The following is a 22918-nucleotide window of genomic DNA, read 5'->3' as shown; positions in this document are numbered from 1 at the left end:
GGTCAACGGTGCGGCGTCACTTCGCCGTTCACTTCGCCAGGAAGGCGAGGAGGGCGGTGTTGACCTCCTCGGCATGGGTCCACAGCAGACCGTGCGGGGCGCCCTCGATCTCGACGTAGTCGGCGGAGGGGAGCGCCTTGTGGAAGGGGCGCGCGGTGCCCTCGGCCGGCAGGATGCGGTCGGCGGTGCCGTGCAGGATCAGGGCGGGCACGTCGACGGCGGGGATGTCGGCGCGGAAGTCGGTGTACCAGGTCGAAGGCGCGGCGGACGCGGCGAAGGAGCCGCCGCGGGCCGCGGTGTTCCAGCTGTTGCGGACGGCCTCCTCGCTGATGCGGGTGCCCAGGTTCTCGTCGAGGTTGTAGAAGTCGTGGAAGAAGGCCGTGTAGTAGGCGTAGCGGTCGTCCTTGACGTCGGCGACGATCCCGTCGAAGAACTCCTTCGGGGCGACGCCGTCGGGGTTGTCGTCGCTCTGGAGCAGGCAGGGTTCGAGCGAGGCCAGGAAGGCGACCTTGGCGACGCGGCCGGTGCCGTACGTGGACACGTAGCGGGCGACCTCTCCGGTGCCCATGGAGAAGCCGACCAGGACGACGTCCTTCAGGCCCAGGGTCTCCAGCACGGTGTTCAGGTCGGCGGCGAAGGTGTCGTAGTCGTAGCCGGTCGTCGGCTGCGAGGACCGGCCGAATCCGCGGCGGTCGTACGTGATCACGCGGTGGCCGGCGTCGAGCAGCGCGGCGCTCTGGCGCTCCCAGGAGTGGCCGTCGAGCGGGAAGCCGTGGATGAGGACGACCGGCTGCCCGGCGCCCTGGTCCTCGAAGTACAGCTCGATGGGGTTGGTGTTCTCCTGGCCCACGGTGATGTACGGCATGGGGATGCTTCCTCGATTCGGTTCGGCTGGTCCGCGCGTCGAAGCGGCGCGGTATGCCCGTCACGCTAGGACCGGTCCCGCACCTCCTGTTGCCGTACCGCGCACCACGCCTGGCACGGGAGCGCAGAGGTCGCTCAGCCGCCGGTGACTGTTCCGGCCTCGCCCTCCGCGAGCACCATCCGCGCCAGGTGGACCCTGGAGCGCACCGAGAGCTTGCGGAAGATCGACGCCAGATGGGTGTTGACCGTGTGCGGGGAGACGACCAGGGCCTCCGCGGCCGACCGGTTGGTGTGGCCCGCGGCAATCAGCCGGGCCACCTTTCGTTCCGAGGCCGTGAGCGCGTCCCAGCCCTGGCCGGGGCGCGGCCGGAGGCCTCCGGTGCGCCGGCCGGAACGGCCGGTGGCCTGTGCCGGATCGGCCCGCACCCGGTCTGCCTCGGCGTCGGCCCCCGCCTGGGCGTAGATGTCGTACGCCCTGGTCAGGGCGGGTGTCGCAGCGGGGTCGCCGGCCGCGAGAAGAGCGCGTCCGAGGTCGGCGGACGCGGCGGCGAGGGGCAGCGGCCGGGGGCCGGTGAGGAGGAGGCCGACCGATCGCTCCAGGAGTCCGTGGTCGGCGTCGACCAGGCCGGCCGCGTGGGCGGCCGCCCCCTGTGCGGTCGGTACGGAAGGGTTTCGGGTGGCGTGCTCCGCCGCCTGGGCCGCGAGGTCCCGGGCCAGGGTCCGGTCCCCGCCGCGCAGGGCGATCCGCACGGCCTGGACGACATGGGGGCGCAGCAGCCGCCATCGCAGGAAGGGATGGTCGCGCTGCACGGACCTGACCAGTTCGGCCGCTGCAGTGTGGTCGCCGTCGGCGTCGGCGACGACGGCCTCGAAGTACTGGTGCGTGGCGTGGTTGCCCGTGTTCGGCCGCTCGGCCACGGTCGTCCGCACGACGTCCAGGTGCTCTTGCGCGGCTTTGCGGTCGCCGCGCAGCATCGCGAGGAGGCCGCGGTTGACGCGGATGTTGACCAGGTTGCCGGGCACGTGGAGGTCCGCTTCGAGCCGCTCGGCGGTGACGAGGTCGGCGTCCGCGTCGTCGAGCCGGCCGAGCCCCATGTTCAGGGTCGCCTGGGCCCAGCTCAGCATGGCGGGGCGCAGGGGAGCGTCGCCCGCCGTCCGGAGCAGTCTCCGTACGGTGTCGAAGTCGTCCAGGTGGATCCGGGCGACGGCCTCCTCGGGCAGGAAGGCCGTGTCGAACACGCTCAGCGCCGTGTGGTGTTCGACGGCGGCGGCGCAGTCGCCCGCGTTGAGGGCGATCTCGCCGAGGCCCCACAGCGCGAGGACACGGGCCTCCCGGTCACCGGACAGCTCCGCCTCGGTGAGCGCCCGTTCGCCGGTCTCGCGAGCGGCCCCGAGGTCGCGCCCGCGGGACCGGGCGAGGGCCTGCCGGGCGGTGAGCCGGGCGCGGATCACCGGGTCGGTGACGGCTGCCAGTGCCGCTGTCGAGCGGCGGGTCAGTTCGTGGACGTCGTCGAGGTGCCACAGCGTGTCGCCGAGTACGGACTGCAGACGGGCGAAGACGTCCAGGGGCGGCTGCCGGGCGAGCAGTCTGTCGCCGGTGACCCGTGCCTGGGTGTACCGGCCCGCGCGGGTCAGCGCGACGATGGCCCGTTCTCCCACGTCGAACAGCATGGGCGCATGGGGCGGTACGAGTTCCAGGGCGCGTACGGCCAGGTCGGCGGCGAGGTCGGGCATCACGGCGAGCACGTCCGTGGCGGCCGTGCCGAGCAGCCCGATCGCCTCCTGGTCGCCGGGTTCGGCGCTCTTCAGCAGGTGCGGGACCGCGTCGGTGGAGCTCCGGCCCGCCGCGACGAGCCGGCTCGCGGCCTCACGGTGGAGCGCCCGGCGTACGGAGGGGGCGAGATCGGCGTACACCGCCTGGCGGAGCAGGTCGTGGCGGAACAGGAGGCGTTCGCCGTCGTCGTGGAGGAGGGCGGCGGCGATCGCCTCGTCCACTTCGGCGCTGAGTCCCCAGGCGGGCCGGCCGCACAGGGCGGCGGCGTCCGCGAGCGAGAACGCGCGGCCGAGGACCGAGCCGATCCGCAGGAAGTGAAGGGTGTCCGGCCGGAGGTCGGCCAGCCGGTCGCGCACTCCGAGGACCAGCCGCTCCGGCGGCTCCGGCGCGTCGGCGCCCGACACCACGATGCCCGTGAGCATCTCGGCCGCGAGGAAGGGGTTGCCTCCCGCCCCGTCGACGACTTCCGCGACCTGCGCCGGGACGTCCCCGCCGAGGACGTCCCGTGCCAGCTCGGCCAGGGCCGTGTCGGACAGCGGCCGAAGGGGGAGGGTCGTCGTCCGCGGCCCCTGCCCGTACGGTTCCGGGTCGTTCCTGCCCGTGAGCAGCCAGAGGACCGGGGAGCTGAGCAGGCGGGCCGGCAGGACGCTCAGGGCGAACCGGCTCAGCGGGTCGGCCCATTGGACGTCGTCGACCGCGATCAGTACGGGCGTGCCCGCCGAGCGTTCCTCGATCAGCTGGGCCAGTCGTTCGACGAGCCAGATGCGCTGGTCGTGATGGCCCGCGAGGTCTGCGAAGTCCCTGCTGGACAGCAGCGGCGGGTCACCGTGCAGGAGGCCGGAGGCCAGTGAGGCGAGCGGTGCCAGCTCGTGCAGTTCCTCGGCCCGTCCGTGGCTGACGACGAACCCGTGGGCCCGCGCGATCGCGACGGTCTCCTGCAGCAGTGCGGTCTTCCCGATCCCGGGCTCGCCCAGGAGCAGTGCGATCGCTCCTCCCGAGCCGCCCTGCACCGCCTCGACCAGGGCGCGCAGTTGCTCCAGCTCGGCTTCGCGGCCCCGCAGCCCGGGCCTGCTCAGCCCCGCGCTCCCGGGCACCGCCATGCCTTCTCCCGCGCCTTCTCCCGCGGACCGGCCGGGGCTCATCCCTTGACCGATCCGGCGAGCAGTCCCCGTGCGAAGTGCCGCCGGAGGGAGAAGAAGACGAGCAGCGGAACGAACGCCGCCACGAAGGCTCCCGCGGTGAGCCGCTGCCACTCGTTGCCGTACGTCCCGGCCAGGCTCGCCAGTCTGACCGTCATCGGCGCGGTCCCGGCCGTCCCGCCCGACAGCGTCAGCGCCACGAGGAGGTCGTTCCACACCCAGATGAACTGGATGATGGCGAGGGATACCAGGGCCGGGCGGGCCAGCGGCAGCACGATCCGGAGCAGCAGCGTCCGGTGCGAAGCGCCGTCGACGCGGGCGGCCTCGATCAGGTCCCGGGGAAGCCCCGCCAGGAAGTGGTGCAGGAGGAACACCGCGAACGGCAGCGCGAAGACCGTGTGGGCGAACCAGAGCTGGCCGAAACGCGCGGGCCCGGTGAGATTCCACGCGGGCAGGAACAGCCAGCCCTGGGAGAACAGCTTCAGGAGGGGGACGAGCGCCATCTGGAGCGGCACGACCTGGAGCGCGAAGATGCCCACGACGAGCGCGTCCCGCCCCCTGAAGTCGATCCACGCCAGGGCGTACGCCGCGAAGAACGCCAGCACGAGCGGGAACAGCACCGAGGGGAGGGTGATGACGACGGAGTTGACGAAGTACTCCGCGAGCCGCCCCGACCCGTTCCCGCCGCCGGACAGCACCTCGCCGTAGTTGTCGAGCGTGAGGTGCGGCGCAGCGAACACGGTCCACCAGCCCGTCGTCTTGATCTCCTCCTCGGGGCGGAAGGAGGAGATCAGCAGACCGAGGGTCGGAGTCGTCCAGAGGACCGCGATCACTACGGCGATCGACGCGAAGGCGCGGGAGGCCAGCTGCTCCCGGACGCCGTTCACGCAGCCCTCCGCCGTGCCCGGACCTGGTGGGCGACGAAGGGGGTGACGAGGACGAAGAGGAGCACGGCGAGCGCCGCACCGCGGCCCGTCTCGCCGTAGCGGAAGGCCTGGTCGTACATCTCGTGGGCGATGACGCCCGTGCCGAACTGTCCGCCGGTCATGGTCTTGACGATGTCGAAGGCCTTGAAGGTGCCGATCGCCTGGGCGAGGACCACGACGAGCAGAGTGGGTCTGATCGACGGCATGGTGATCCGCCAGAAGATCTGCCGCCGGGACGCGCCGTCGAGGCGGGCCGCATCGGTCAGCTCCCCGGGCACGGCGCTGATCGCGCCGGCCAGCAGGACGGCCGCGAAGCCCGCCTGTGTCCACACCATCACCGCGATGAGGAACAGGACGTTCCAGGGAGAGTCGACGAGCCATGGCCTCGGTTCGCCGCCGAACACGACGACGAGCTGGTTCAGCAGCCCGATCTGCCCGGTCTCCGCGGGACGGTAGGCATGGACGAACCTCCAGACGACACCCGCGCCGACGAAGGAGATCGCCATCGGCATCAGGAGGAGGGACAGCGCGAACACTCGGAACCGTGACCGTACGACGGCCGCCGCGTAGAGCAGACCGACCGAAGTTGCCAGCAACGGCACGAGCACCACCCACGCCAGGGTGTTGCGCAGCGCCACCAGCGCCCGGGGGTCGGTGACCATCCACACGTAGTTGTCGAGGCCGGCCCACGCGTCTCCCCCGCTGTCGGTGAACGACAGGACCAGGGTGCGCAGTCCGGGCAGGAGAAGACCGACCGTGAGCAGCAGCAGCGCGGGTGCCAGCAGAATCAGGGCCGCGGCCCTCCTCCGTACCGGCCCCCGGTGCAGCGCCAGCAGGATCAGGGAGACCACCGCCGCGAAGGCGGCGACGCCCTGGAGCAGGTACAGCAGCTTGGGCTGCTGGGCGACGACGTCGAACGGCATCAACGGCTCGGCCAGGACCGTTCGATGGAGTCGGCGACCTGCCGGGTGCTCGCGCCGCCGATCCATTCGACGGCTCCCTTCCAGAACGTCCCGGCGCCGACCGACGCGGGCATCAGGTCCGAACCGTCGAACCTGAACTGTGTCCTGGGGTCCTGGAGCAGCTGGGTCGAGAGTCTGTCGACCGGGGTCGCGGCGTTCGCCGGATCCACGCCCCTGTGCGCCGAGACGAACGGGCCCTTCTTCATACGCGTGTTCGCGAAGTCCGCGGAGGCCAGGTACTCCTGGAACGCCCGCACTTCGGGACGGTCGGCGAACACCGCGGTGAACACCCCGCCGCCCAGTACGGGCCGGCCGGCCGGGTCGGCCCCCGGCAGGAGGAAGGCGTAGACGTCCTTGTCCGGTCCGATCCCGGTGCCCTTCGGCCACAGGTCGGCATAGAACGAGGCCTGGCGGTGCATCGCACAGTCGCCGGAGAGGATCGGCGTGCCGGCCTCCTGGAAGGAGATCGACGCCATCGAACGGGCCGGACCGAAACCGCCGTTGGCGTACCGGTCGTTCTTGAGGAGGGACCCCACGGTGTCCATGGCCTCGATCACCCGCGGGTCGTTGAACGGGATCTTGTGCGCGACCCACCGGTCGTAGACGTCCGTGCCCTGCTGACGCAGCAGGACGTCCTCGATCCAGTCCGTCACGGGCCAGCCGGTCGCCTCGGCGGACTCGATGCCCGCGCACCACGGCTTGACGCCCGAGGCCGCGGCCTTCTCCGTCACGGCCATCAGCTCGGACCACGTGCGGGGAACGCTCAGTCCCTTGTCGCGGAAGAACTTCGGCGAATACCAGACGAACGACTTCACGTTCGCGACCAGCGGCGTGCCGTAGAGGGTGCCGTCGACGGTCGCGTAGCTGTTCCAGTCGGCCGACCAGCCCTGCTTCGCGAGGGCCACGACCCCGGCGCTCGCGGGCTTGAGCCTGCCCGCCCGCGCGAAGCGTTCCAGGAGCCCGGGCTGAGGGAAGAACGCCACGTCCGGCGCGCTCCCGCCGTCGACCCGGAGCTGGATCTGGGCCTCGAACTCCCCGTCCCCCTCGTACTGGACGTCGATTCCGGTGCAGGCCGCGAAGTCCGCCCAGGTCTCTTCGAACAGGTCGGCCTCCCGGTCCCGGTTCTCCGCGTAGACGGTGACCTTGGTGCCGGAGTGCTCGCCGTACCTGGCGTACGGCCCGCAGTCCGCGGCGGTGTGCGACTGCGCACCACTGCCCCGCGGAAGACCGCAGGCGGTGGCAAGGGCGGCGAGGGCGATGACGGCGAGCGCGAGCCTCGCGCCGAACCTCATGGGTGTATCTCCTCCGATCGCCCGCCGAGGGGCCTCGGGGGCGATCAGAAGCTACCAGCGCTCGAACATTATCGACTAATCGTTCGATCCTGAACGATCGGGTCAGTGGTCGGTGGCCCGCGCCGCGTCCTGGATCAGCTCCGCCACGGCCTTGGGGTGGGCAAGCATGACCAGATGGGAGGAGTCGATCTCGACGGTGGTCATGCCGGCGCGCTCGTACCCGTAGCGCTCCACATCGGGGTTGATCGTGCGGTCGCAGGAGGCGACCAGACCCCACGAGGGCTTGGTCCTCCACGCCGCGACAGGCGCCGCCTCCGAGAAGGCACGTGCGGCCAGGGGGCGCTGGGAGACGGCGAGCACCGCGGCGAGGCCGGGGTCGACGTCCGCCGCGAAGAGGGCGGGGAACTTCTCGATCGCCACCGAGACGTCGGTGCCGGACTCGGCGGAGCCGGCCACCGGGAAGGGGGTGTATACGAGTGCGTCGGCGAGACCGGAGTCGGGGAAGCGGCCCTGCAGCTCGCCCAGGCTCTCTCCTTCCTCCAGTGCGTATCCCGCGAGGTACACCAGTGCGCGGACGTTGTCCTCCGTACCGGCGAGGGTGATGACGGCGCCGCCGTAGGAGTGCCCGACCAGGATCACGGGGCCTTCGACGGCGCGGATCACCGAGGCGATGTACGCGGCGTCGTCGACGAGGCCGCGGTTGGGCACGGCCGGGGCCACCACCTCCAGGCCGGCGGCGGTCAGTTCGGGGATGACGCGGGCGAAGCTGGAGGCGTCGGCGAAGGCGCCGTGGACCAGGACGACGGTGGGGCGGGCGTGTCGGGACATGGGTAACTCCTTGATGTGTGACGGGAGATGGGGGTGTTCGTGTGGTGCTTCAGAGGCCGAAGCGGGCGCGCTTCGCCTCGGGCACCAGGTCGGTGTACTCGGGGTGCTTGCCGATCCCGCCCCTGACGAAGGGGCAGTACGGCAGGACGCGCAGCCCTCGGGCGCGGGCGTCGTCGAGCGCTCCCCGGGCGAGGAGACCGGCCAGGCCCCGGCCTGCGAACCGGCTGTCGGTCTCGGTGTGGAGGAAGGCGATCTCGCCCTCCGAGAGGTGGTACTCGACGAAGCCCGCGGTCTCGGCGGGGTCGTCGCCGACGAGGATCTCGTACCGGGACTTCTGGGGCCGGTCCTTCACCTGCGGTTCCATGGGTGCTCCTGTGCGGTCGTGGTGCGACGAGGTGGGTGGGCGCGATCAGAGGGTGCGGCGCACGCCCGCCTGGCGTTCCAGGTTGCGGAGCTGGACGGCCATGTCGCCTTCCACCGCGAGGTGGGCGGGGCCGCTGCGGCCGATGGGCAGGACCTGCTCGCTGCGCATGTCCTCCAGCATCAGGGCGAACGCCGTGTACATCGCGACCAGCGCCACCACGAGGCCGAGCGCACCGGACGTGCGCGTCAGCCATTCGGCGCCGGTGACGCCCCCGATCCCGGTGGCCGCCCAGCGGGGGAGGGAGACCGCGAGGACGAGCCACAGCGCGCGCTTGGGCCGGGTCACGGCGGTCATCAGGGCCCCGAAGCAGAGGAGCGCCAGGTTGAACACGCCGAGGACCTGAAGGCCGTCGGCCGCGCCGCTGAGCATGATGAGCGAGTAGGGCAGCCAGCTGCCTGCGAAGACCGCCATCAGTGTCGCCGCGATCACGTCACGGGCTCCGAAGGCCAGGAAACTCACCAGGAGTTGGAGGACGAAGGCCGGGAGCACGGTGAAGGCGACGGCGGCGCGGGCCGCCTCGTCGAAGAACCCGAGCTGGAGGCAGCCCGTCATCACGGAGGCGATGGCTATCGTGAAGAAGCCGAGCGGCATGGGTGAGGCGATGGGGCGCAGGTTGATCCGTGTCATCGACCGGAGGTCGGGTTCGAAACGGCGTTCCGGGGGCGCGTCCGGCGAGGCGGCCGGAAGGTCGCCGCCGGCGGCGGGGGAGGCTGCGGACATCGGGTGGATCTCTCTTTCGGTGCGCGAAGCAGGGGTTGGCTTCGGTGCGCGAAGCAGGGGTCGGCTTCGGTGCGCGAAGCAGGGGTCGACTGCGGTGCGCGAAGCAGGGGTCGGCCTCAGTGCGCGAAGCACGGATCGACGAAGGACGGCGTCGTGTCGGGGACGGAGCCGCGGGCGACGCGCCAGCGGCGGTGCTGCTCGGACTCGGCGACGGCCTCGGCCACGGACACCGCCTGCTGGGCACCGCTCCGGTAACCGCCGAAGTGGGCCACCGGGCTCCACCCGGGGCTCACCGGCGGGACCGTCTCGTCGAGGCCCTCGTACTCGGCGGTCGCGTAGACGATGCGGCCTCCGACGACGGTGAGGACGGACTCGATGTCGGGGATGACGGCCTCGGGCACGGTGAGGTAGTCGTCCGACAGGATCGCGAGGTCTCCGTAACACCCCTCGCGCAGTACGCCCTTGACGTCCTGTTCGCCGGTGAGCTCCGCCCCGCCGCGGGTGTAGAGGCCGAGGGCCGTCTCCCGGTCGATCAGGTTCCCGGCCGGGTAGAGGGCCGTGCCGCCGACGGTGCGCCCGGTGACCAGCCAGTGGAGAGCGACCCACGGGTTGTACGAGGAGACGCGGGTGGCGTCGGTTCCGGCGGCGACGGTCAGGCCCCGGTCGAGCATGGCCCGCACCGGCGGGGTGTGGGCGGCGGCCTCCGCGCCGTACCGGTCGAGGAACGCGGCGCCCTGGAAGGACATCCGGTTCTGTACGGAGACGGCGCCGCCGAGGGCGGCGATCCGGTCGAGGCTGTCGGCCGAGACCGTCTCCGCGTGGTCGAACAGCCAGCGGTTGCCGCCGGGGAAGAGCCCTTCGGCCGCGAGCTTCTCGAAGACGGCCAGGTCGCGGCGGATCGTCTCGTCGTACGTCGCGTGGAGCCGGAAGCCCCAGCCGTTCTCCATCAACAGCCGGACGGCGCTCTCGAATTCGGCCTCGTACCCTGCGGCGAGTTCGGGCCGGGGTTCGGAGAAGTTCTCGAAGTCGGCGGCGGCCCAGGTCAGGTTCTCGCCCGCGCCGTTGAGCCGGAGCCACTCGTCCCCGTCCCCTGGCTCGACCGTCTCGGTCCAGCGCTTCAGGTCGGCCAGCTCCTGTCCTGCCGTCTGCGGGAAGAGGTGGTAGGCGATCCGGAGGGTCAGCTCCCCCGACCGGGCGAGGTCGACGACCGTGGCGTAGTTGTCGGGGAAGTTCTGGAACCCGCCGGCGGCGTCGACCGCGGACGTCAGTCCGAAGCGGTTCAGCTCGCGCAGGAAGTGGCGCGTCGACGTCCGCTTGTCGGCCTCGTCCAGGGGCGGCGCCTTGGCCAGCGTCGAGTACAGGATGAGGGCGCTCGGGGCCGCGAGCAGCACGCCGTTGGGTTCGCCGTCCCGGCCGCGCACGATCTGTCCGCCGCGCGGGTCGGGGGTGTCCCGGGTGAATCCGGCGGCCTTGACGGCGGCCCGGTTCATCAGCGCCGACTGGTACAGGTGCAGGACGAACACCGGGGTGTCGGGGGCGGCGGCGTTCAGCTCCGCGACGGTCGGCATCCTGCGCTCGGCGAACTGCTCGGCGGTCCAGCCGCCCACCACCCGTATCCACTGCCCCTTCGGAGTGCGGCCGGCCTGCTCGCGCAGCATGGCCAGGGCGTGGCGCAGACTGCGCACCCCGTCCCAGCGCAGCTCCAGGACGTAGTTCAGGCCGCCCCGGATGACATGCAGGTGCGAGTCGTTGAGGCCTGGGACCACCCGGCGGCCGAGGGCGTCGACGACCTTCGTTCCCGGCCCGACGAGGTGAGCGAGGTCGTGGTCGTCGCCGAGGGCCGCGACCCTGCCGTCGCGGATCGCGACGGCACGGGCCCCGGGCCGGTCGGGGTCACCGGTGAAGACCTTGGCGTTACGGACGAGGAGGTCGGCGTGCTCGTGCTCCCGACGCGGGGCGGGAACGACGCCCGCCACCGGCATGCTCGTCGACGGCCCGGTCATGCGAGGGCCTTGCGCAGGGTGTCGGTGGCGAGACCGATCGCGAGTTCCGCGCCCTGCGTCTCGCGCAGTGCGTTCAGCATCACGAAGTCGTGGATGACGCCCTGGACGCGCAGGGCGGTGACGGGGACTCCGGCGGCGCGGAGCTGCGCCGCGTACGCCTCGCCCTCGTCGCGCAGCACGTCGGCCTCGGCAGTGATGACCAGGGCCGGCGGCAGGCCGGCGAGCTGCTCGGTGGAGGCACGCAGCGGGGAGACGGTGATCCGGGCCCGCTCGGCCTCGGTGGTCGTGTACTGGTCCCAGAACCACTTCATGGCGTCGCGGCGCAGGAAGTGGCCCTCGGCGAACCGGTGGTACGAGTCGGTGTCGAAGCTCGCGTCCGTGACCGGGTAGAAGAGGACCTGCTGGACGAACACGACGTCGCCGCGCTGCTTGGCCATGAGGGTGAGGGCGGCGCTCATGTTGCCGCCCACGGAGTCGCCCGCGACGGCGATCCGCGTGCCGTCGAGGTCCTTGTGGTGGCCCTCGCGGGCGACCCACTGGGCGACGCTGTAGTTCTGCTCGATCGCGACGGGGTGGCGCGCCTCGGGCGAGAGGTCGTACTCGGGGAACACCACGGCCGCCCGGGTGCCGACGGCGAGTTCGCGGACGAGCCGGTCGTGGGTGTGGGCGTTGCCGAAGACCCAGCCCGCGCCGTGGAGGTAGAGGACGACGGGAAGCGGTCCCGTGGCGCCGCGGGGGCGGACGATCCGGGCGCGGACCTCGCCGGTCGGGCCGCCGTGGACGGTGATCCACTCCTCGTCGACCTCGGGCAGGGGAACGCCCGCACCGCTCTGGACATCGTCCACGGCCTTACGGCCTTCGGCTACGGGGAGTTGGTAGAGGTACGGCGGCTGGGCGGTGGCGTCGGCAAAGGCCTGGGCGGCGGGTTCGAGGATCGGACGGTTCTTCATGAGGGGTTCTCCTTCTGGGGATGTACGAGCGGGCGCGGGCCCGGGGGGGCTCAGCGGGTCGCCCGTACGGCGTCGAGGATCACGTCGGTGACCACGGCCGGACGGAAAACGGCAACGGCGTGCGACGCGTCCACTTCGGTGAGGGCCGGCGAGGTGCGAACCGGCGCGCCGACGGGGTCGGGCGGGTCTCGCGGTCGGGCGGAAGGGAGAGCAGATGTGGCCAGGCGGGTGGGGCGCGCGTCGGGCGGGGTGCGTACGTCGGGCGGGATGCGCGCGTCGGGCGGGGCCTCGCCTCAGAGGCCGTACGCCTCCAGGAGCCGGAGCCAGACCTCGCTCACCGTCGGGAAGGCGGGCACGGCGTGCCACAGGCGCTCCAGGGGGACCTCGCCCACGATGGCCACGGTGGCGGTGTGGACGAGTTCGGTCGCCAGGGGGCCGGTGAGCGTGCAGCCGACGACGACTCCTCGGCTCTCGTCGACGACGAGCTTGGCGAGGCCGCGGTAGCCGTCCGCGTGGAGCGCGGCGCCGGCGACGTCGCCGGTGCGGTACTCCACCGTGCGTACCGCGAGACCCGCTTCGCGTGCGGCGCGTTCCGTGAGACCGACGCTCGCGACCTCGGGGCGGGTGAAGACGGCCTGGGGGACGGCGATGCGGTCGGCCTCCGCGCTCCACGGCTGCCGGCCGCCGGTGACGGCCGGACGTCCCGCTGCTCGCTCGGCGATCGCCGCCGCGCAGGCGCGGGCCTGGTACTTGGCCATGTGGGTCAGCGGCGCACGGTGATTGACGTCGCCGACGGCGTAGAGCCATGTGCCCTCGACCGCGGTGACCCGGCAGGTGTCGTCGACCGGGAGCCGGTCGCCTGCCGGCAGTCCGACGGAGTCCAGGCCGAGGTCCGCGGTGCGCGGGCGCCGGCCGACGGCGGCGAGGACCTCGTCGCAGACGACAGCGGTGCCGTCGTCCGTGTTCACGGTCACCGTGCGGGTGTCGGCGTCACGGGCGGCCCGGACGGCCGACACCCCGAAGCGGATCGTGACGCCCAGATCGCGCAGCCCCCGGGTGACCTCTTCGCCCGCACACGGCTCCCAGCCGGTGAGCAGGGCCTGGTCGCGGACCAGCAGAGTGACGGAGGAGCCGAGCGAGCGCCACGCGGTGGCCATCTCGCAGGCCACCACTCCCCCGCCGATGACGACGAGCCGCTCGGGCACCGCGTCGGCCGTGGTGGCCTGCCGGCTGGTCCACACACCGATCCGGTCGAGCCCTTCGACCGGCGGAAGGGCGGGCTCCGTGCCGGTGCTGACCACGACCGCGCGCCGGGCCCGCAGGGTACGGACCGTGCCGTCGGCCCCGGTCACCTCCACCCGGCGCTCACCGGCGAGCCGTCCGTGCCCCCGTACGAGCGCGATGCCCGCCCCGTCGAGCCAGTCGGCCTGGCCGGTGTCGTCACCGCGCCCGGTGAAACGGTCCCGCCTGGCCAGGACGCGCGCCGGGTCGAGCGCCGCCGTGACCGCCTGCCGGGCCCCGTCGACCGACCGGGCCTCCGCTCGGGCGGCGCCGGGTCGCAGCAGGGCCTTGCTCGGCACGCAGGCACGGTAGGAGCACTCGCCGCCGACCGCTTCGGCCTCGACGACGACGGCGGTCAGCCCCGACCGGACGGTCCGGTCGGCGACGACCTCGCCGGCCGGACCGCCGCCGACCACGACGACGTCGTACGTGTCGTCGTACAAGTCGTCGTACGTGTCGTACGGGTCGTCGTACGTGTCCATCAGCCGCGCACCAGAGGGGTGTCCACGAGGTGCTCGGCCAGGAACCACACCTGCGCCTCGCCGGTGCGCACGACATCGGAGACGAGCAGGTCGGTGCTGCCTTCGTCACCCTCCCCGGAGAGCCGGGCGGCGGCGTCCCGCGCGTCGATCAGGATCCGCTCGTGCGCGTCGAGGAGCCGCGACAGCATGACGGGCACCGGCTCCACGCCGTCCGGCGGCCGGGGGATCGCCGTCAGTTCCGCGACGTGGCGCGGGTCCCCGACGGCGACGCCGCCGAGGCTCTGGACCCGCTCGGCCAGCGCGTCCACGATGGCCAACTGGGCCTCCGCGTGCTTGTCCAGCATCAGGTGGAGCGAGTAGAAGGTCGCCCCTCGCATGAGCCAGTGGTGCTTCTTGTAGAGGGAGTGGAGGATCTGCGTGTCGGCGAGAACGCGGTTCAGCCGCTGGCAGGCGTACATGCGGGTGTCGTGGCCGAGGCCGATCGGCAGCTGCTTGAGCGTGCCGAACGCCTGGGTCTCGGCGCCCTTCTGGTGCAACAGCGGCTGGCCGCCACCGTGCGGAGTCGTGAGGGTGTCCATAGGACGGCTCCTGTTCGGGAGAGAGGGAGTGAGAGCGAGAGGGTGGGAAGGGCCCGGCCGCCCGGTCGGGGGTACACGGGCGGGCCGGACCCGGTCTGTGCGGCTCGTGCTCAGCGGTCGGCGATCGCCGGGGCGGGGGGCCGGTGCAGGACGAGCCGGGTGAGGAGCCCGCTGCCGAGACCGGCCACGAGCGCGAGGGCCGCCCACCACAGGGGGTACGGCGTGAGGCCGATGACCGCGTCGAGGGACCAGGCCCCCGGTCCGGTGGCGGCGAGCGCGGCGGCGGTGCCGATGAGGACGAGCGGGTACTCGTATCCGTCGTTCTGCACCCAGAGCCCGTGGCGCCGTTTCACGGTGAGCGCGACCGTCATGACCCCGATGGCCCCGGTCGCGGCGAGCGGGGTCAGGAGGCCGGCGGCGAGCAGCAGGCCCGATCCGATCTGGCCGGCGCCCGCCGCCAGGGCGGTGAGGGCACCGCCGCGGAAACCGTCGGCGCGGAACTCCTCGGTACCGCCGTCGAGTCCCCTGCCGCCCAGGTGTGAACTGATCTTCTGCACACCGTGGCCGGCGACGAACAGTCCCACCAGCAGACGCAGGATCAGAATGCCGGTGTCCACAGGGGTCAGCCGGCGGCGTGCGCGCCGATGACGCTCTGCGCGTACACGACGCCCAGGCCGTACGCACCCGCATGGGCCTTGACGATCTCCATGACCGCGCCGTACGACTCCTGGCGCGCCCAGTCGCGCTGCAGCTCCAGGAGCACCTGCACCCAGGTCACCGGGACGGCGCCGGCAGCGATCATCCGCTGGAGCGCGTGCTCGTGGGCGGCCGGGCTGACGCCGCCGGAGGCGTCGGAGACCACGTACACCTCGTATCCCTGCTCCAGCGCGGACAGCGCGGGCAGCACCAGGCAGACCTCGGTCCACAGGCCGGACAGGATGATCTTCTTGCGCCCGGTCGCCCTGACCGCCGCCACGAGCGCCTCGTCCTCCCAGGCGTTCATGGACGTACGGTCGATGGCCTCCTGCTGGGGGAACACCTCGGCGAGCTGGGGCAGCAGGGGCCCGGAGAACGAGTCGGCGGCGACCGTGGTCAGGACGGCCGGCACGTCGAATGCCCGAGCCGCCTTGGCGAGACCCACGGTGCTGTTGATGATCGCGGCGCGATCGCCGCTCCCGGTGCCGAAGAACATCTGCGGCTGGTGGTCCACGAAGAGCATGACCGAGTTGTCGGGCGTGAGCAGGTCCTTGCTCGGGGCGGCATGCACCTTGTTGATGTCGAACATGAGGGGTCCTCTCGAAGCAATCGGTAACGTGCCGCCACGTCCGTGGCTCGGCACTTCTTCAAGCTACGAGCGACCGGATCGACCGCGTTGACCTCCTGCGCCCAGGAGTTGGCACGACAGCGCACAACCGGTCAAGGACCGGAGCCGCGCAGTGTCACGGGCACGCGAACGCGCGAGATCGTGCTTCCCGCCGGGTTCGTTCAGGCGTTGACGCGGCGTCCGGGCAGGAGCCGGCCGCCCTGGGTGAGGCGGGGCGCCCGGTGTCGGCGCACAGGGAAAGCCGGTGCCTCGGGTGAGGCACCGGCTTCGGTGGGGGGACAGCCTCGTCGTTCAGCGGTCCTTCGGAGGGCTCCCCTCGCCGTGCATGAAGCACCGGGGAACCGGCCGGGGACGCGCAGCCGCGGCCGGTCCGGCGGAAGCCCTACTTGGCCTTCGGTGGTACGAGGGTGTGTTCGGCGCCGAGGGCGGTACCGGTGTCGGTGTACATGGTGAGTTCGCCGTCGGACCAACGGACGATGAGGTCGTCCGGGTGGCCGTTGCCGTTGTAGTTCCCGGCGGTCATGACGTGGGCGTGTGCCCAGAGGGCGTTGGGGACCTGCATCTGCACCTCCTTGCCGAAGCCGGTGGGGCTGAGGTCGGGGTACAGGGTGCGTTCGCCGTCGGTCCAGCGCACGAGGAGGTCCCAGTTGTCGTTGCCGGTGAAGTCGCCGCTGGTGAGCAGGGTGGCGTGGGGCCAGGTGGTGTTGGGAGCCTTGAGCTTGGTCTCCTTGCTGAACTTCACGCTGGTGCTCACGTCGCTGAAGAGGCTGACTTCGCCGTCGGACCATCGGACGACGAGGTCGTCGACCCACTGGTTGTTCGCGAAGCGCCCGGCGATGATCTGGTCGGCGTGCGGCCAGGTGGAGTTGGCGCCCATGAGCTGGGTGGCATTGCCCAGTTTGGCGGTGGGGCTCACGTCTGCGTACAGGGTGACCCTGCCGTCGCTCCAGCGGACCAGGAGGTCGTAGAGGTTGCTGCCGGTGAAGTCGCCGCCGGTGATGGTGACCGCGTTGTCCCAGGAGTCGTCCTTGGCCTGGAGCTGGGTCTCACCTACGAAGCCGCCGAGACCGTCTCCGCGGTAGAGGGTGATCTCGCCGTCGGTCCAGACGACGATGAGGTCGGCCTTGCCGTCACCGGTGTAGTCGCCGGAGGCCATCTGCCGGGCGTGGGTCCAGAGTTCACCCTCGCCGAGCCCGCTGGTGAACGGCGGCTTCTTCGTGGGTTCGCGGTTGTTGATGGCGGCGTCGTAGAGGTCGAAGACCTCGTTGTCGTAGATCGGGCTGAAGGAGACGGAGTCGTCGTTGCTGAGGAGGCCGCCGCCGTTCCAGCCGCCGAGGTTGCCGACGAGGTCACCGGTCTTGGTCTTCTCGTCGTAGTTCATCAGGAACGGGCTGCCGGACGTCCCCCCGTAGAAGCCGCCGCAGTCCAGCCGCATCTGCTTGTACCCGGCGAGGCGGGTGGTCTTGGTGTAGCACTTGATGGCCTTGTCGGCCGGAGCGTCACCGCTGTTGGGGTAGCCCATCACCGTGACCCAGTTGGCATAACCCGGAGTGCGGGTCAGCCTGTTGCCGCCGGTGATGTCCTGGATCTGCTGCCCGGTCTTGTTCGGCTTCACCGTGGCGAACGCGAAGTCGACGTCCGAGCCCGGACCGAATTTCGTGTGACGGTTGTCGCGGAACGCGCGCTCGATGGCCCAGATCCCATGAGGCTGGGTGGAGGCCGGCTGGGCACTGCGGTACTGCGGTACGAAAGCGACCTTGGAGCCTGTGCCGCAGTGCGCGGCGGTGACGATCAGGTTCTTCTTGGGGCTCTGCACGACACTCGCCGTGCAGCTGTGGGTGGAGAGGGCCGCGTCGACGAAGTACAGCATGCCGACCGCGGGCGACCCCACATGGTCGATGTCTGCGCCGGGGCCGAACAGCTGAGGACCGCCGGACCGCGGCTGCTTCCTGGCGGCGCTCTTCTCCTCCGGAGTCCGGGTGGCGTTCGCCGGTACCGGCCCGGCAGGGGTCCCCGGCGAGCCGGGGGGTGCCGTCGCCGCCTCCATCCGCGCCGGCGTCCAGAACTTCTCAGCTTCCGCGGACGTCCACGCGGCGCCGGACACCGCAGTGTCTTCCGCGGTCTTCGGTGCGGCAGGTGAGGCCGGTGCGGAAGGAGTGGTCGGTGCGGAAAGAGTGGGAGACGGCGCCTGTGGGGACGAGGAGAAGGCAGGCACGCGGGAAGGTCCGGGAAGGGCCGTACGTGTGGGGTCCGGATCCGCAACGCGGGTGCGAGCCTGTGGGGCCGCGTCCTCGGCCCTCTTGAACGGCGTCTGGGCAAAACCGCTGGGAACGGGTTCCGGTGCGGCCGTCACGGCATGGGCAGGAGCCGCCGCCGAAAGCGCCAACACACCGCCGGCTATCCCCCGGGCGAAGCCCCGGGACCATCGTGGAGTATGCACAACAGCCTTTCTCAAGTGCATGGTATGAAAAATACTGAGGATCGATTCAGAACGGCAGAATCGCCGGGTAGGATCACCTGACCGTTGAGCAGAAGACGCATCCAACACCCCAGGAGAAGGAGATGAAGTGGAACCCTTGAAGACTGCCGCCGTGGCTTTGACTGCCACACTGCTGGCATTTTCTTCCGCACCCCCGGCCCAGGCGGATCCCAATGAACTGGAAATCAGCCCAGGTGCGGCGCATCGAGGTTCGAAAGTGCACCTGAGTATTTTGAACCCGGCGCTCCTGAGTCACCGGAACAGCGACGGTGACGTCACGGTGACGTCGGCCGCGTTCGATGGGGAGGTCGCTCTGAAGCCCAGTGGCAAGGTGTCCTGGGACGGAGAAGGGCACGTGCGCTGCGACGTAGCACCAGGAAACTACACGATTGAATTCCCCGAAAAGGTCGAAGGCGAGACCATTCGAGGCAGCGTGTCCGTGCTTCCTGACAATTCAGCTTCCGCTACGGCCTGCAAAGAGCAAGCGGCGGAAGAAAAGAAATCCCACACAATGGTGGCCGTTTGGGTCACAGTCGGCGTCATCATCCTAGGCTCCGCGCTTTCCTTGCTTCTGCTGCGGCGCCGGTCCGGCCGCCCCCGTAAGACACACTGAAGGGAATGGTCGAACTTAAACCGGTCATCACTCTGAAACCCCCCAATGCAAGATCAACCTAACGTGCAGACGATGTAAAGAAAATTTTCTTGAGCAAAATTTGAGGTTCAGCACGGAGCAGGCCCGGGACGCGATGCGAGCGATCCTCTGCCCTGGCCGGGGCAATGCCTGCGCAGCGAAGAAGAGGTCGAGCTGATGGCGCGCCTCGGCGCGGCTTCCTCGAAGGGGGCGCCCGGCCGCGCGTGGTCCTGCCTGCGGTCGCTTACGGTCGCTCCATGACCAGTGAAGGCGTAGTCGTGGATGAGGCGATCCGTGCGGCGTGGGACTCGTACCGGGTCCTGGAGAAGCGGACTTCCTCCAAGGAGCGCCAGGAGGCGCAGCAGCGGGTCAAGGACGCGGTGGACGCTCACGGGCGCGAGGAGGTGTCCCGGGGCACCGTCTTCCTGGTGGGCGTGCTGACCGGATACCTGATCGCCGAGCGATCCGGTGGCAAGGATCGGTTCGATCCGCTCAGCGATCTGATCCCCGCTGTGATCCGCAGACTCCCCACCTTCGAGAGGGCCGACCCGGCTCAAGTGCCGATGGTGACCGGCGTCCTCATGGCCGCTGCGATGGGCATGGACACCGTGGCGTGGCGCGACCAGTACGGGCAGATTCCGCCGGAGGAGGCGCTGGTGCACGGCTTCGTGCTGTGGCTGCTCGCCGACCTGTTCGATTCCCTGATCGGACGGCCCGGAGCCATCGACCGGATGATGCGAGAGACCTTCAACTCGATGTCCGCCGAACGCAGTTGACGTCCGGGCGCTGTCCGGCGGCCGTCACCACGGGCGAGGACCGGGGTACGGGCCCCGCCGTCGGGCCGGTCCAGGGTGGGTTCGTCGCCGAGGACGGTGTCGAGCCGGTCGGTCCATCACTGCCGCGGCTGGCGACCCGTGGGCGTGAAGGCGGCCTCCACCTCCTTGTTGCAGGGGTGGAGGCCGCCCTTTCCACAGAGCCCGTGCTCATGCTCGGCAGCATGTGTCCGGGTGGGCTCCGCCTACCCGGGGATGCCTCAGGAGGGCGTGCCCCCTGCGAAGACCACGGTCGCACCCAAGTCGCACCAAGTGGTCGAGGTTCCACCGGAGCTCGCCCGGTTGCCGAAGTGCCGGTAGGTGCCGTATCCCGGCTTGTAGCAGTCGATGACGCCGGTGAACGAGGAGCCCGAACATCTGATGGAGGCACCCTTGTGCCCGCCGCTACCAGTGAGGTAGGAGGGGCCGCCGCAGGAGAGGGCCGTGGTGGAGGCCGCGGCCTGCGAAGCCATGCCGAGCATTCCTCCGCCGGCCAGTGCGACGGATGCCGCCAGAGCAGCTACGCGATGGTGAGTACGCATGTTTGTCCCCTCAGGAGTGTCAAACAAGGTGATCTTCGGTCGCTGGTCATCCTGTCCCACTGCGTACTCGTGTCATCGGGGCATCATGCCGACCTGACTGAAAAGCTTCAGGAGCGTCGCCTCAACCCGCCGTCCTTTTCCCTGGCAGGCAGCCCCGACGACCACTCCGACACCGCTCGGACGGCGAGTCCATCTCTGGCCAGTAACACACCAATCCACCTCACCCCCTCCCCTCCACGGAAGCTGACGCCCTTCTTTACGAGACAGCCACGCTCCAGGGCCCGGACTTCCCGCCCCAGCTCTCGTACGCCTGCCGGACACGGTCGGCCACCGCAGGCGCTGACGCGCAGCGGGTACGGACCGAGCCGTTGCTTCCGGACCCGGGCGCCGAAGCGGGGCGGTCTCCGGCGGGACCACCGTGCCGACTCATCGCGTGCGCAGTCTGTGGCTTCCGGCTCGGTTCTTCGCGATGTTTCGTGTCTTCTTCCTGTTGGCCGATTCGGCGAGCAGGGCGAGTACCGCCGGCGACGTCGACGTCTCGGCGAGGAGGCGCTGCATCCAGTCCGTGACCTCCGCCAGCTCGGCCGGTGCCGGCACGTGACCGTCCTCGACGGACAGGTGGAACAGCCAGTCGTGGATGCGGCGGCGGAGGAACTCGCGGTGCCCCTCCGCCTTGAGCCGGTCGATCTCCGGCAGTAGTCCGGCCGACCACTGCCGGAACTCGGCAGGACCGGTCACCTTCATCGCGACCCTGTCCACGAGGGCGACCACCGCTCCCTTGGCCCCCATCTCGTGGGGGTCGCGCAGGATCGTGGCCACGATCGCGCGGTCCCGGTCGCGGCTCCGCGAGGAAGCGGTCGCCGAGACGACGCGTCGGTACGCGGACGATCGCACGTGCTCGTCCGCGACGGCCTCGTCGACGTCCACGTCGACGATGCCGGCCCCCGCCAGCAACTCGGCCACATCGGAGTGCAATGTCATCGCTTCGTCCCTTGTCGCAGGGTTGGTTCTTGGCAGCGGGGTGCCGCCGTCAACCGGCTCAAGCAGCAGTGGCGCGGCATCGCCACCCGCTGTGAGAAGACCGCGCCCATCCACCTGGCCGGACTCCGCATCGCGGGCATCTTCCTCCGGTCCGCACGCTGATCCAAACGAAACGGCCCGGGTGTCCGGGCCTTCGTCCTGGGTGGACTGGCTCTGGTGGGTGAACGGACCGGGCTCGAAGATCCACGGGCCGGAGCGGAATGCGTGGGCCGACCGGTGTGACGGAGTGCAGGTGGACCGACCGGTGTGACGGGGTGCAGGTGATCCGACCGGTGTTACGGGGTGCAGGTGGGCAGGACGGCGGTGAGCTGGTTGAGGTGATCGGGGTGGATGCGGATTCCCGGGAGCCAGAGGTGTTTTCCGCCGCGGGTGACCTGGACCCAGATGCTGGTGTGCTTGTGGTTCTCGTCGGTGACGGCGACGCCGTTGGCGATGGTGCAGCGGGCCTGGAGCAGGTCGTGGTGCCAGACGCGGTCGGCGGAGTTGGAAGTGACGTAAGGGCGGTAGGGGTTGTAGGCCAGGGACAGGGCGCAGGAGTTCGTACGGGGTTCCTGGCACTTCTTCTCGACGTTGTGCACCAGGACACCGGCGTGGCTGCTGGTGTCAGCGGCTTCGGCGCCCTGCACGGGCCCTGCACCGGGCTCGGCCTGGAGGGGCAGGAGGAACAGCAGCCCCGTCACGAGCGCCCCCGCCGCAAGAGTGAGCACCACAGCGATCACGGCCCCCCGTCCGGACAGGTGTCCCGGTTCACGCAGCCGTCGCCACCGGGCGGGGCGGGGCGGGGGTGACGGAACGTCGGCCCCGGAGCTGGTACCGGTGGGGGCCGGTTCGTCGGGGCGGGCCGGGTCGGCGGCTTCCCACAGGGCGCGGTACGCGGAAGGGTCCGCGTCCAGCGCCCGGCACAGGTCTCTGACCACGGGCCACGCCGGCACGGTTTCACCGCGGAAGTAGCGGGAGAGGGACGAGTCGCTGATCCGGACCTGGGCCTCCAGGCTGCGCAGGGGGCGTCCCGATTGCTGTTGCAGGCTCCGTAGCGCCGCTCCCAGCTTCCGTGCTGCCGCTCGCCGGTCCGATCGTTCGCCGGTCATCGATGGGGGCGCCTTTCCGCAGGGCGGGTTCTCGGTGTCCCGCCAGCTGTCCCGTGTCCCGGGACAGAGACGTCCCAGCAGGTCAGGAATGTATTTATCCCGACATCGGTGAAGCAAGCGGGATTCGGTTGTGAAGGTGCAGCTTCCTGCGCAAACTCGGCATACCGGCCCAGCAGACCACCCCTGAGGGTGAGCGTGCCGGTGGTCGTACCCGTATCGGCGCATGCCGCACGGGCCGGCCTCGAACCCCCACCGAAAGGAACTTCACCATGCGTGTACGCACCGCACTCTCCGCCTTCGCAGCGCTCTCCGTGGTCGGGCTCGGCCTCGTGTCGGCGACGCCGGCGGTCGCCGCACCCGTCGCGGCGTCCCACCAGATCGCCGCCGTCCAGGGGGCCGACGGCCTCGACATCCACCGCGGTAAGTACTGGACCCTGGGTGGTTGCCAGACGGCCGGTCAGCAGGGCATCGACCGTGGGCACTGGGACCAGTACCAGTGCGCCGAGGGGTGGATGTGGAACCTCTGGACCAACCGCTGAGCACGTAGGAGCGCCGTCGGCGGCCTCCTCCGCTCACGCCGGAGGAGACCGCCGACGGCCGACGGCCCGCCACGCCGTCCACCACCCGCATCTGTCGCTGCACGCGGGGCACCGCCGGTGCTCCGGCAGCGCCCGGATGCACGAGCGGGCTTCGCCCAGGCCGGGCCCGCGCCCCTGTGCGTGCAGCTGCACGTACACCCCTGTGCGTGCGGCTGCACCTACACCCGTGTACGTACAGG

The 22918-nt window shown here is 70.8% G+C and carries 21 protein-coding genes; 3 read left to right on the top strand and 18 right to left on the bottom strand.

What is annotated here, in order from left to right:
* Positions 1 to 28 precede the first annotated feature (28 nt).
* The 15 genes from ACWGIG_RS13415 to ACWGIG_RS13345 form a co-directional block, all read right to left on the bottom strand.
* Positions 29 to 865 (bottom strand): alpha/beta fold hydrolase, encoded by an 837-nt coding sequence (locus ACWGIG_RS13415; RefSeq protein WP_453321697.1) that lies wholly within the window; start codon positions 863 to 865, stop codon positions 29 to 31.
* A gap of 134 nt (positions 866 to 999) precedes the next feature.
* Positions 1000 to 3738 carry a helix-turn-helix transcriptional regulator gene (locus tag ACWGIG_RS13410; protein ID WP_453321696.1) on the bottom strand — a complete coding sequence of 913 codons (2739 nt, stop codon included), beginning with the start codon at positions 3736 to 3738 and terminating at the stop codon, positions 1000 to 1002.
* Positions 3739 to 3776: 38 nt separating this feature from the next.
* The gene (locus tag ACWGIG_RS13405; protein WP_453321695.1) at positions 3777 to 4664 is read right to left on the bottom strand and encodes a carbohydrate ABC transporter permease; all 888 of its coding nucleotides are present in this window, start codon (positions 4662 to 4664) and stop codon (positions 3777 to 3779) included.
* Entirely contained in the window at positions 4661 to 5626 is a 966-nt protein-coding gene (locus ACWGIG_RS13400) for a carbohydrate ABC transporter permease (RefSeq protein ID WP_453321694.1), read from the bottom strand. Before ACWGIG_RS13400 ends, ACWGIG_RS13405 begins: the two co-directional genes overlap by 4 nt.
* Positions 5626 to 6957, bottom strand: coding sequence for an ABC transporter substrate-binding protein (locus ACWGIG_RS13395; RefSeq protein ID WP_453321693.1), 1332 nt, complete (start codon positions 6955 to 6957; stop codon positions 5626 to 5628). Before ACWGIG_RS13395 ends, ACWGIG_RS13400 begins: the two co-directional genes overlap by 1 nt.
* Positions 6958 to 7059: 102 nt before the next feature.
* Positions 7060 to 7785 carry an alpha/beta fold hydrolase gene (locus tag ACWGIG_RS13390; protein ID WP_453321692.1) on the bottom strand — a complete coding sequence of 242 codons (726 nt, stop codon included), beginning with the start codon at positions 7783 to 7785 and terminating at the stop codon, positions 7060 to 7062.
* 49 nt (positions 7786 to 7834) lie between these two features.
* Positions 7835 to 8149, bottom strand: coding sequence for a GNAT family N-acetyltransferase (locus tag ACWGIG_RS13385; protein ID WP_453321691.1), 315 nt, complete (start codon positions 8147 to 8149; stop codon positions 7835 to 7837).
* A gap of 45 nt (positions 8150 to 8194) precedes the next feature.
* Positions 8195 to 8929 (bottom strand): GPR1/FUN34/YaaH family transporter, encoded by a 735-nt coding sequence (locus ACWGIG_RS13380; protein ID WP_453321690.1) that lies wholly within the window; start codon positions 8927 to 8929, stop codon positions 8195 to 8197.
* A 116-nt stretch (positions 8930 to 9045) separates the two neighbouring features.
* Complete coding sequence (locus ACWGIG_RS13375; RefSeq protein ID WP_453321689.1) at positions 9046 to 10932, bottom strand: amidohydrolase; 1887 nt, start codon at positions 10930 to 10932, stop codon at positions 9046 to 9048.
* Positions 10929 to 11882: an alpha/beta hydrolase gene (locus tag ACWGIG_RS13370; RefSeq protein ID WP_453321688.1), complete on the bottom strand. Its 954-nt coding sequence runs from the start codon at positions 11880 to 11882 to the stop codon at positions 10929 to 10931. Before ACWGIG_RS13370 ends, ACWGIG_RS13375 begins: the two co-directional genes overlap by 4 nt.
* A 293-nt stretch (positions 11883 to 12175) precedes the next feature.
* Positions 12176 to 13645, bottom strand: coding sequence for a dihydrolipoyl dehydrogenase family protein (locus tag ACWGIG_RS13365; protein ID WP_453321687.1), 1470 nt, complete (start codon positions 13643 to 13645; stop codon positions 12176 to 12178).
* Complete coding sequence (locus ACWGIG_RS13360) at positions 13645 to 14223, bottom strand: Dps family protein (RefSeq protein ID WP_453321686.1); 579 nt, start codon at positions 14221 to 14223, stop codon at positions 13645 to 13647. Before ACWGIG_RS13360 ends, ACWGIG_RS13365 begins: the two co-directional genes overlap by 1 nt.
* 110 nt (positions 14224 to 14333) lie before the next feature.
* A complete protein-coding gene (locus ACWGIG_RS13355) occupies positions 14334 to 14840 on the bottom strand; it encodes a DoxX family membrane protein (RefSeq protein ID WP_453321685.1) in 507 nt (168 codons plus the stop codon).
* A 5-nt stretch (positions 14841 to 14845) separates the two neighbouring features.
* Positions 14846 to 15508 (bottom strand): hydrolase, encoded by a 663-nt coding sequence (locus tag ACWGIG_RS13350; RefSeq protein ID WP_453321684.1) that lies wholly within the window; start codon positions 15506 to 15508, stop codon positions 14846 to 14848.
* Positions 15509 to 15929: 421 nt separating this feature from the next.
* The gene (locus ACWGIG_RS13345) at positions 15930 to 17651 is read right to left on the bottom strand and encodes an FG-GAP-like repeat-containing protein (RefSeq protein ID WP_453321683.1); all 1722 of its coding nucleotides are present in this window, start codon (positions 17649 to 17651) and stop codon (positions 15930 to 15932) included.
* A 463-nt stretch (positions 17652 to 18114) separates the two neighbouring features.
* Between ACWGIG_RS13345 and ACWGIG_RS13340 the strand changes: the two genes are divergently transcribed.
* Positions 18115 to 18639 carry a hypothetical protein gene (locus ACWGIG_RS13340; protein ID WP_453321682.1) on the top strand — a complete coding sequence of 175 codons (525 nt, stop codon included), beginning with the start codon at positions 18115 to 18117 and terminating at the stop codon, positions 18637 to 18639.
* Between the two features lie 275 nt (positions 18640 to 18914).
* A complete protein-coding gene (locus tag ACWGIG_RS13335; protein ID WP_453321681.1) occupies positions 18915 to 19433 on the top strand; it encodes a hypothetical protein in 519 nt (172 codons plus the stop codon).
* A gap of 257 nt (positions 19434 to 19690) precedes the next feature.
* Here ACWGIG_RS13335 and ACWGIG_RS13330 read toward each other — a convergent pair whose 3' ends face one another.
* The 3 genes from ACWGIG_RS13330 to ACWGIG_RS13320 all read right to left on the bottom strand — a co-directional run bounded on the left by ACWGIG_RS13330 (position 19691) and on the right by ACWGIG_RS13320 (position 22140).
* Positions 19691 to 20011, bottom strand: a complete 321-nt coding sequence (locus ACWGIG_RS13330; protein ID WP_453321680.1) for a hypothetical protein — start codon at positions 20009 to 20011, stop codon at positions 19691 to 19693.
* Between the two features lie 426 nt (positions 20012 to 20437).
* Positions 20438 to 20992 (bottom strand): hypothetical protein, encoded by a 555-nt coding sequence (locus ACWGIG_RS13325; RefSeq protein ID WP_453321679.1) that lies wholly within the window; start codon positions 20990 to 20992, stop codon positions 20438 to 20440.
* Positions 20993 to 21327: 335 nt separating this feature from the next.
* Positions 21328 to 22140: a helix-turn-helix domain-containing protein gene (locus tag ACWGIG_RS13320; protein ID WP_453321678.1), complete on the bottom strand. Its 813-nt coding sequence runs from the start codon at positions 22138 to 22140 to the stop codon at positions 21328 to 21330.
* Between the two features lie 269 nt (positions 22141 to 22409).
* Between ACWGIG_RS13320 and ACWGIG_RS13315 the strand changes: the two genes are divergently transcribed.
* Positions 22410 to 22679 (top strand): hypothetical protein, encoded by a 270-nt coding sequence (locus ACWGIG_RS13315; RefSeq protein ID WP_453321677.1) that lies wholly within the window; start codon positions 22410 to 22412, stop codon positions 22677 to 22679.
* Positions 22680 to 22918: the final 239 nt, after the last annotated feature.

It is taken from the genome of Streptomyces sp. NPDC054863, assembly GCF_053610825.1.
The sequence above is the reverse complement of the archived record's forward strand: the minus strand, read 5'-3'. Positions and strand labels throughout refer to the sequence as shown.

Excerpts from the sequence above, each read along its gene's own strand:
- ACWGIG_RS13335 (WP_453321681.1), top strand. The coding sequence starts at position 18,915 with ATGACCAGTGAAGGCGTAGTCGTGGATGAGGCGATCCGTGCGGCGTGG.
- ACWGIG_RS13365 (WP_453321687.1), bottom strand. The coding sequence starts at position 13,645 with ATGGACACGTACGACGACCCGTACGACACGTACGACGACTTGTACGAC.
- ACWGIG_RS13410 (WP_453321696.1), bottom strand. The coding sequence starts at position 3,738 with ATGGCGGTGCCCGGGAGCGCGGGGCTGAGCAGGCCCGGGCTGCGGGGC.
- ACWGIG_RS13320 (WP_453321678.1), bottom strand. The coding sequence starts at position 22,140 with ATGACCGGCGAACGATCGGACCGGCGAGCGGCAGCACGGAAGCTGGGA.
- ACWGIG_RS13400 (WP_453321694.1), bottom strand. The coding sequence starts at position 5,626 with ATGCCGTTCGACGTCGTCGCCCAGCAGCCCAAGCTGCTGTACCTGCTC.
- ACWGIG_RS13325 (WP_453321679.1), bottom strand. The coding sequence starts at position 20,992 with ATGACATTGCACTCCGATGTGGCCGAGTTGCTGGCGGGGGCCGGCATC.
- ACWGIG_RS13315 (WP_453321677.1), top strand. The coding sequence starts at position 22,410 with ATGCGTGTACGCACCGCACTCTCCGCCTTCGCAGCGCTCTCCGTGGTC.
- ACWGIG_RS13385 (WP_453321691.1), bottom strand. The coding sequence starts at position 8,149 with ATGGAACCGCAGGTGAAGGACCGGCCCCAGAAGTCCCGGTACGAGATC.
- ACWGIG_RS13360 (WP_453321686.1), bottom strand. The coding sequence starts at position 14,223 with ATGGACACCCTCACGACTCCGCACGGTGGCGGCCAGCCGCTGTTGCAC.
- ACWGIG_RS13375 (WP_453321689.1), bottom strand. The coding sequence starts at position 10,932 with ATGACCGGGCCGTCGACGAGCATGCCGGTGGCGGGCGTCGTTCCCGCC.
- ACWGIG_RS13395 (WP_453321693.1), bottom strand. The coding sequence starts at position 6,957 with ATGAGGTTCGGCGCGAGGCTCGCGCTCGCCGTCATCGCCCTCGCCGCC.
- ACWGIG_RS13390 (WP_453321692.1), bottom strand. The coding sequence starts at position 7,785 with ATGTCCCGACACGCCCGCCCCACCGTCGTCCTGGTCCACGGCGCCTTC.
- ACWGIG_RS13330 (WP_453321680.1), bottom strand. The coding sequence starts at position 20,011 with ATGCGTACTCACCATCGCGTAGCTGCTCTGGCGGCATCCGTCGCACTG.
- ACWGIG_RS13415 (WP_453321697.1), bottom strand. The coding sequence starts at position 865 with ATGCCGTACATCACCGTGGGCCAGGAGAACACCAACCCCATCGAGCTG.
- ACWGIG_RS13370 (WP_453321688.1), bottom strand. The coding sequence starts at position 11,882 with ATGAAGAACCGTCCGATCCTCGAACCCGCCGCCCAGGCCTTTGCCGAC.
- ACWGIG_RS13380 (WP_453321690.1), bottom strand. The coding sequence starts at position 8,929 with ATGTCCGCAGCCTCCCCCGCCGCCGGCGGCGACCTTCCGGCCGCCTCG.
- ACWGIG_RS13350 (WP_453321684.1), bottom strand. The coding sequence starts at position 15,508 with ATGTTCGACATCAACAAGGTGCATGCCGCCCCGAGCAAGGACCTGCTC.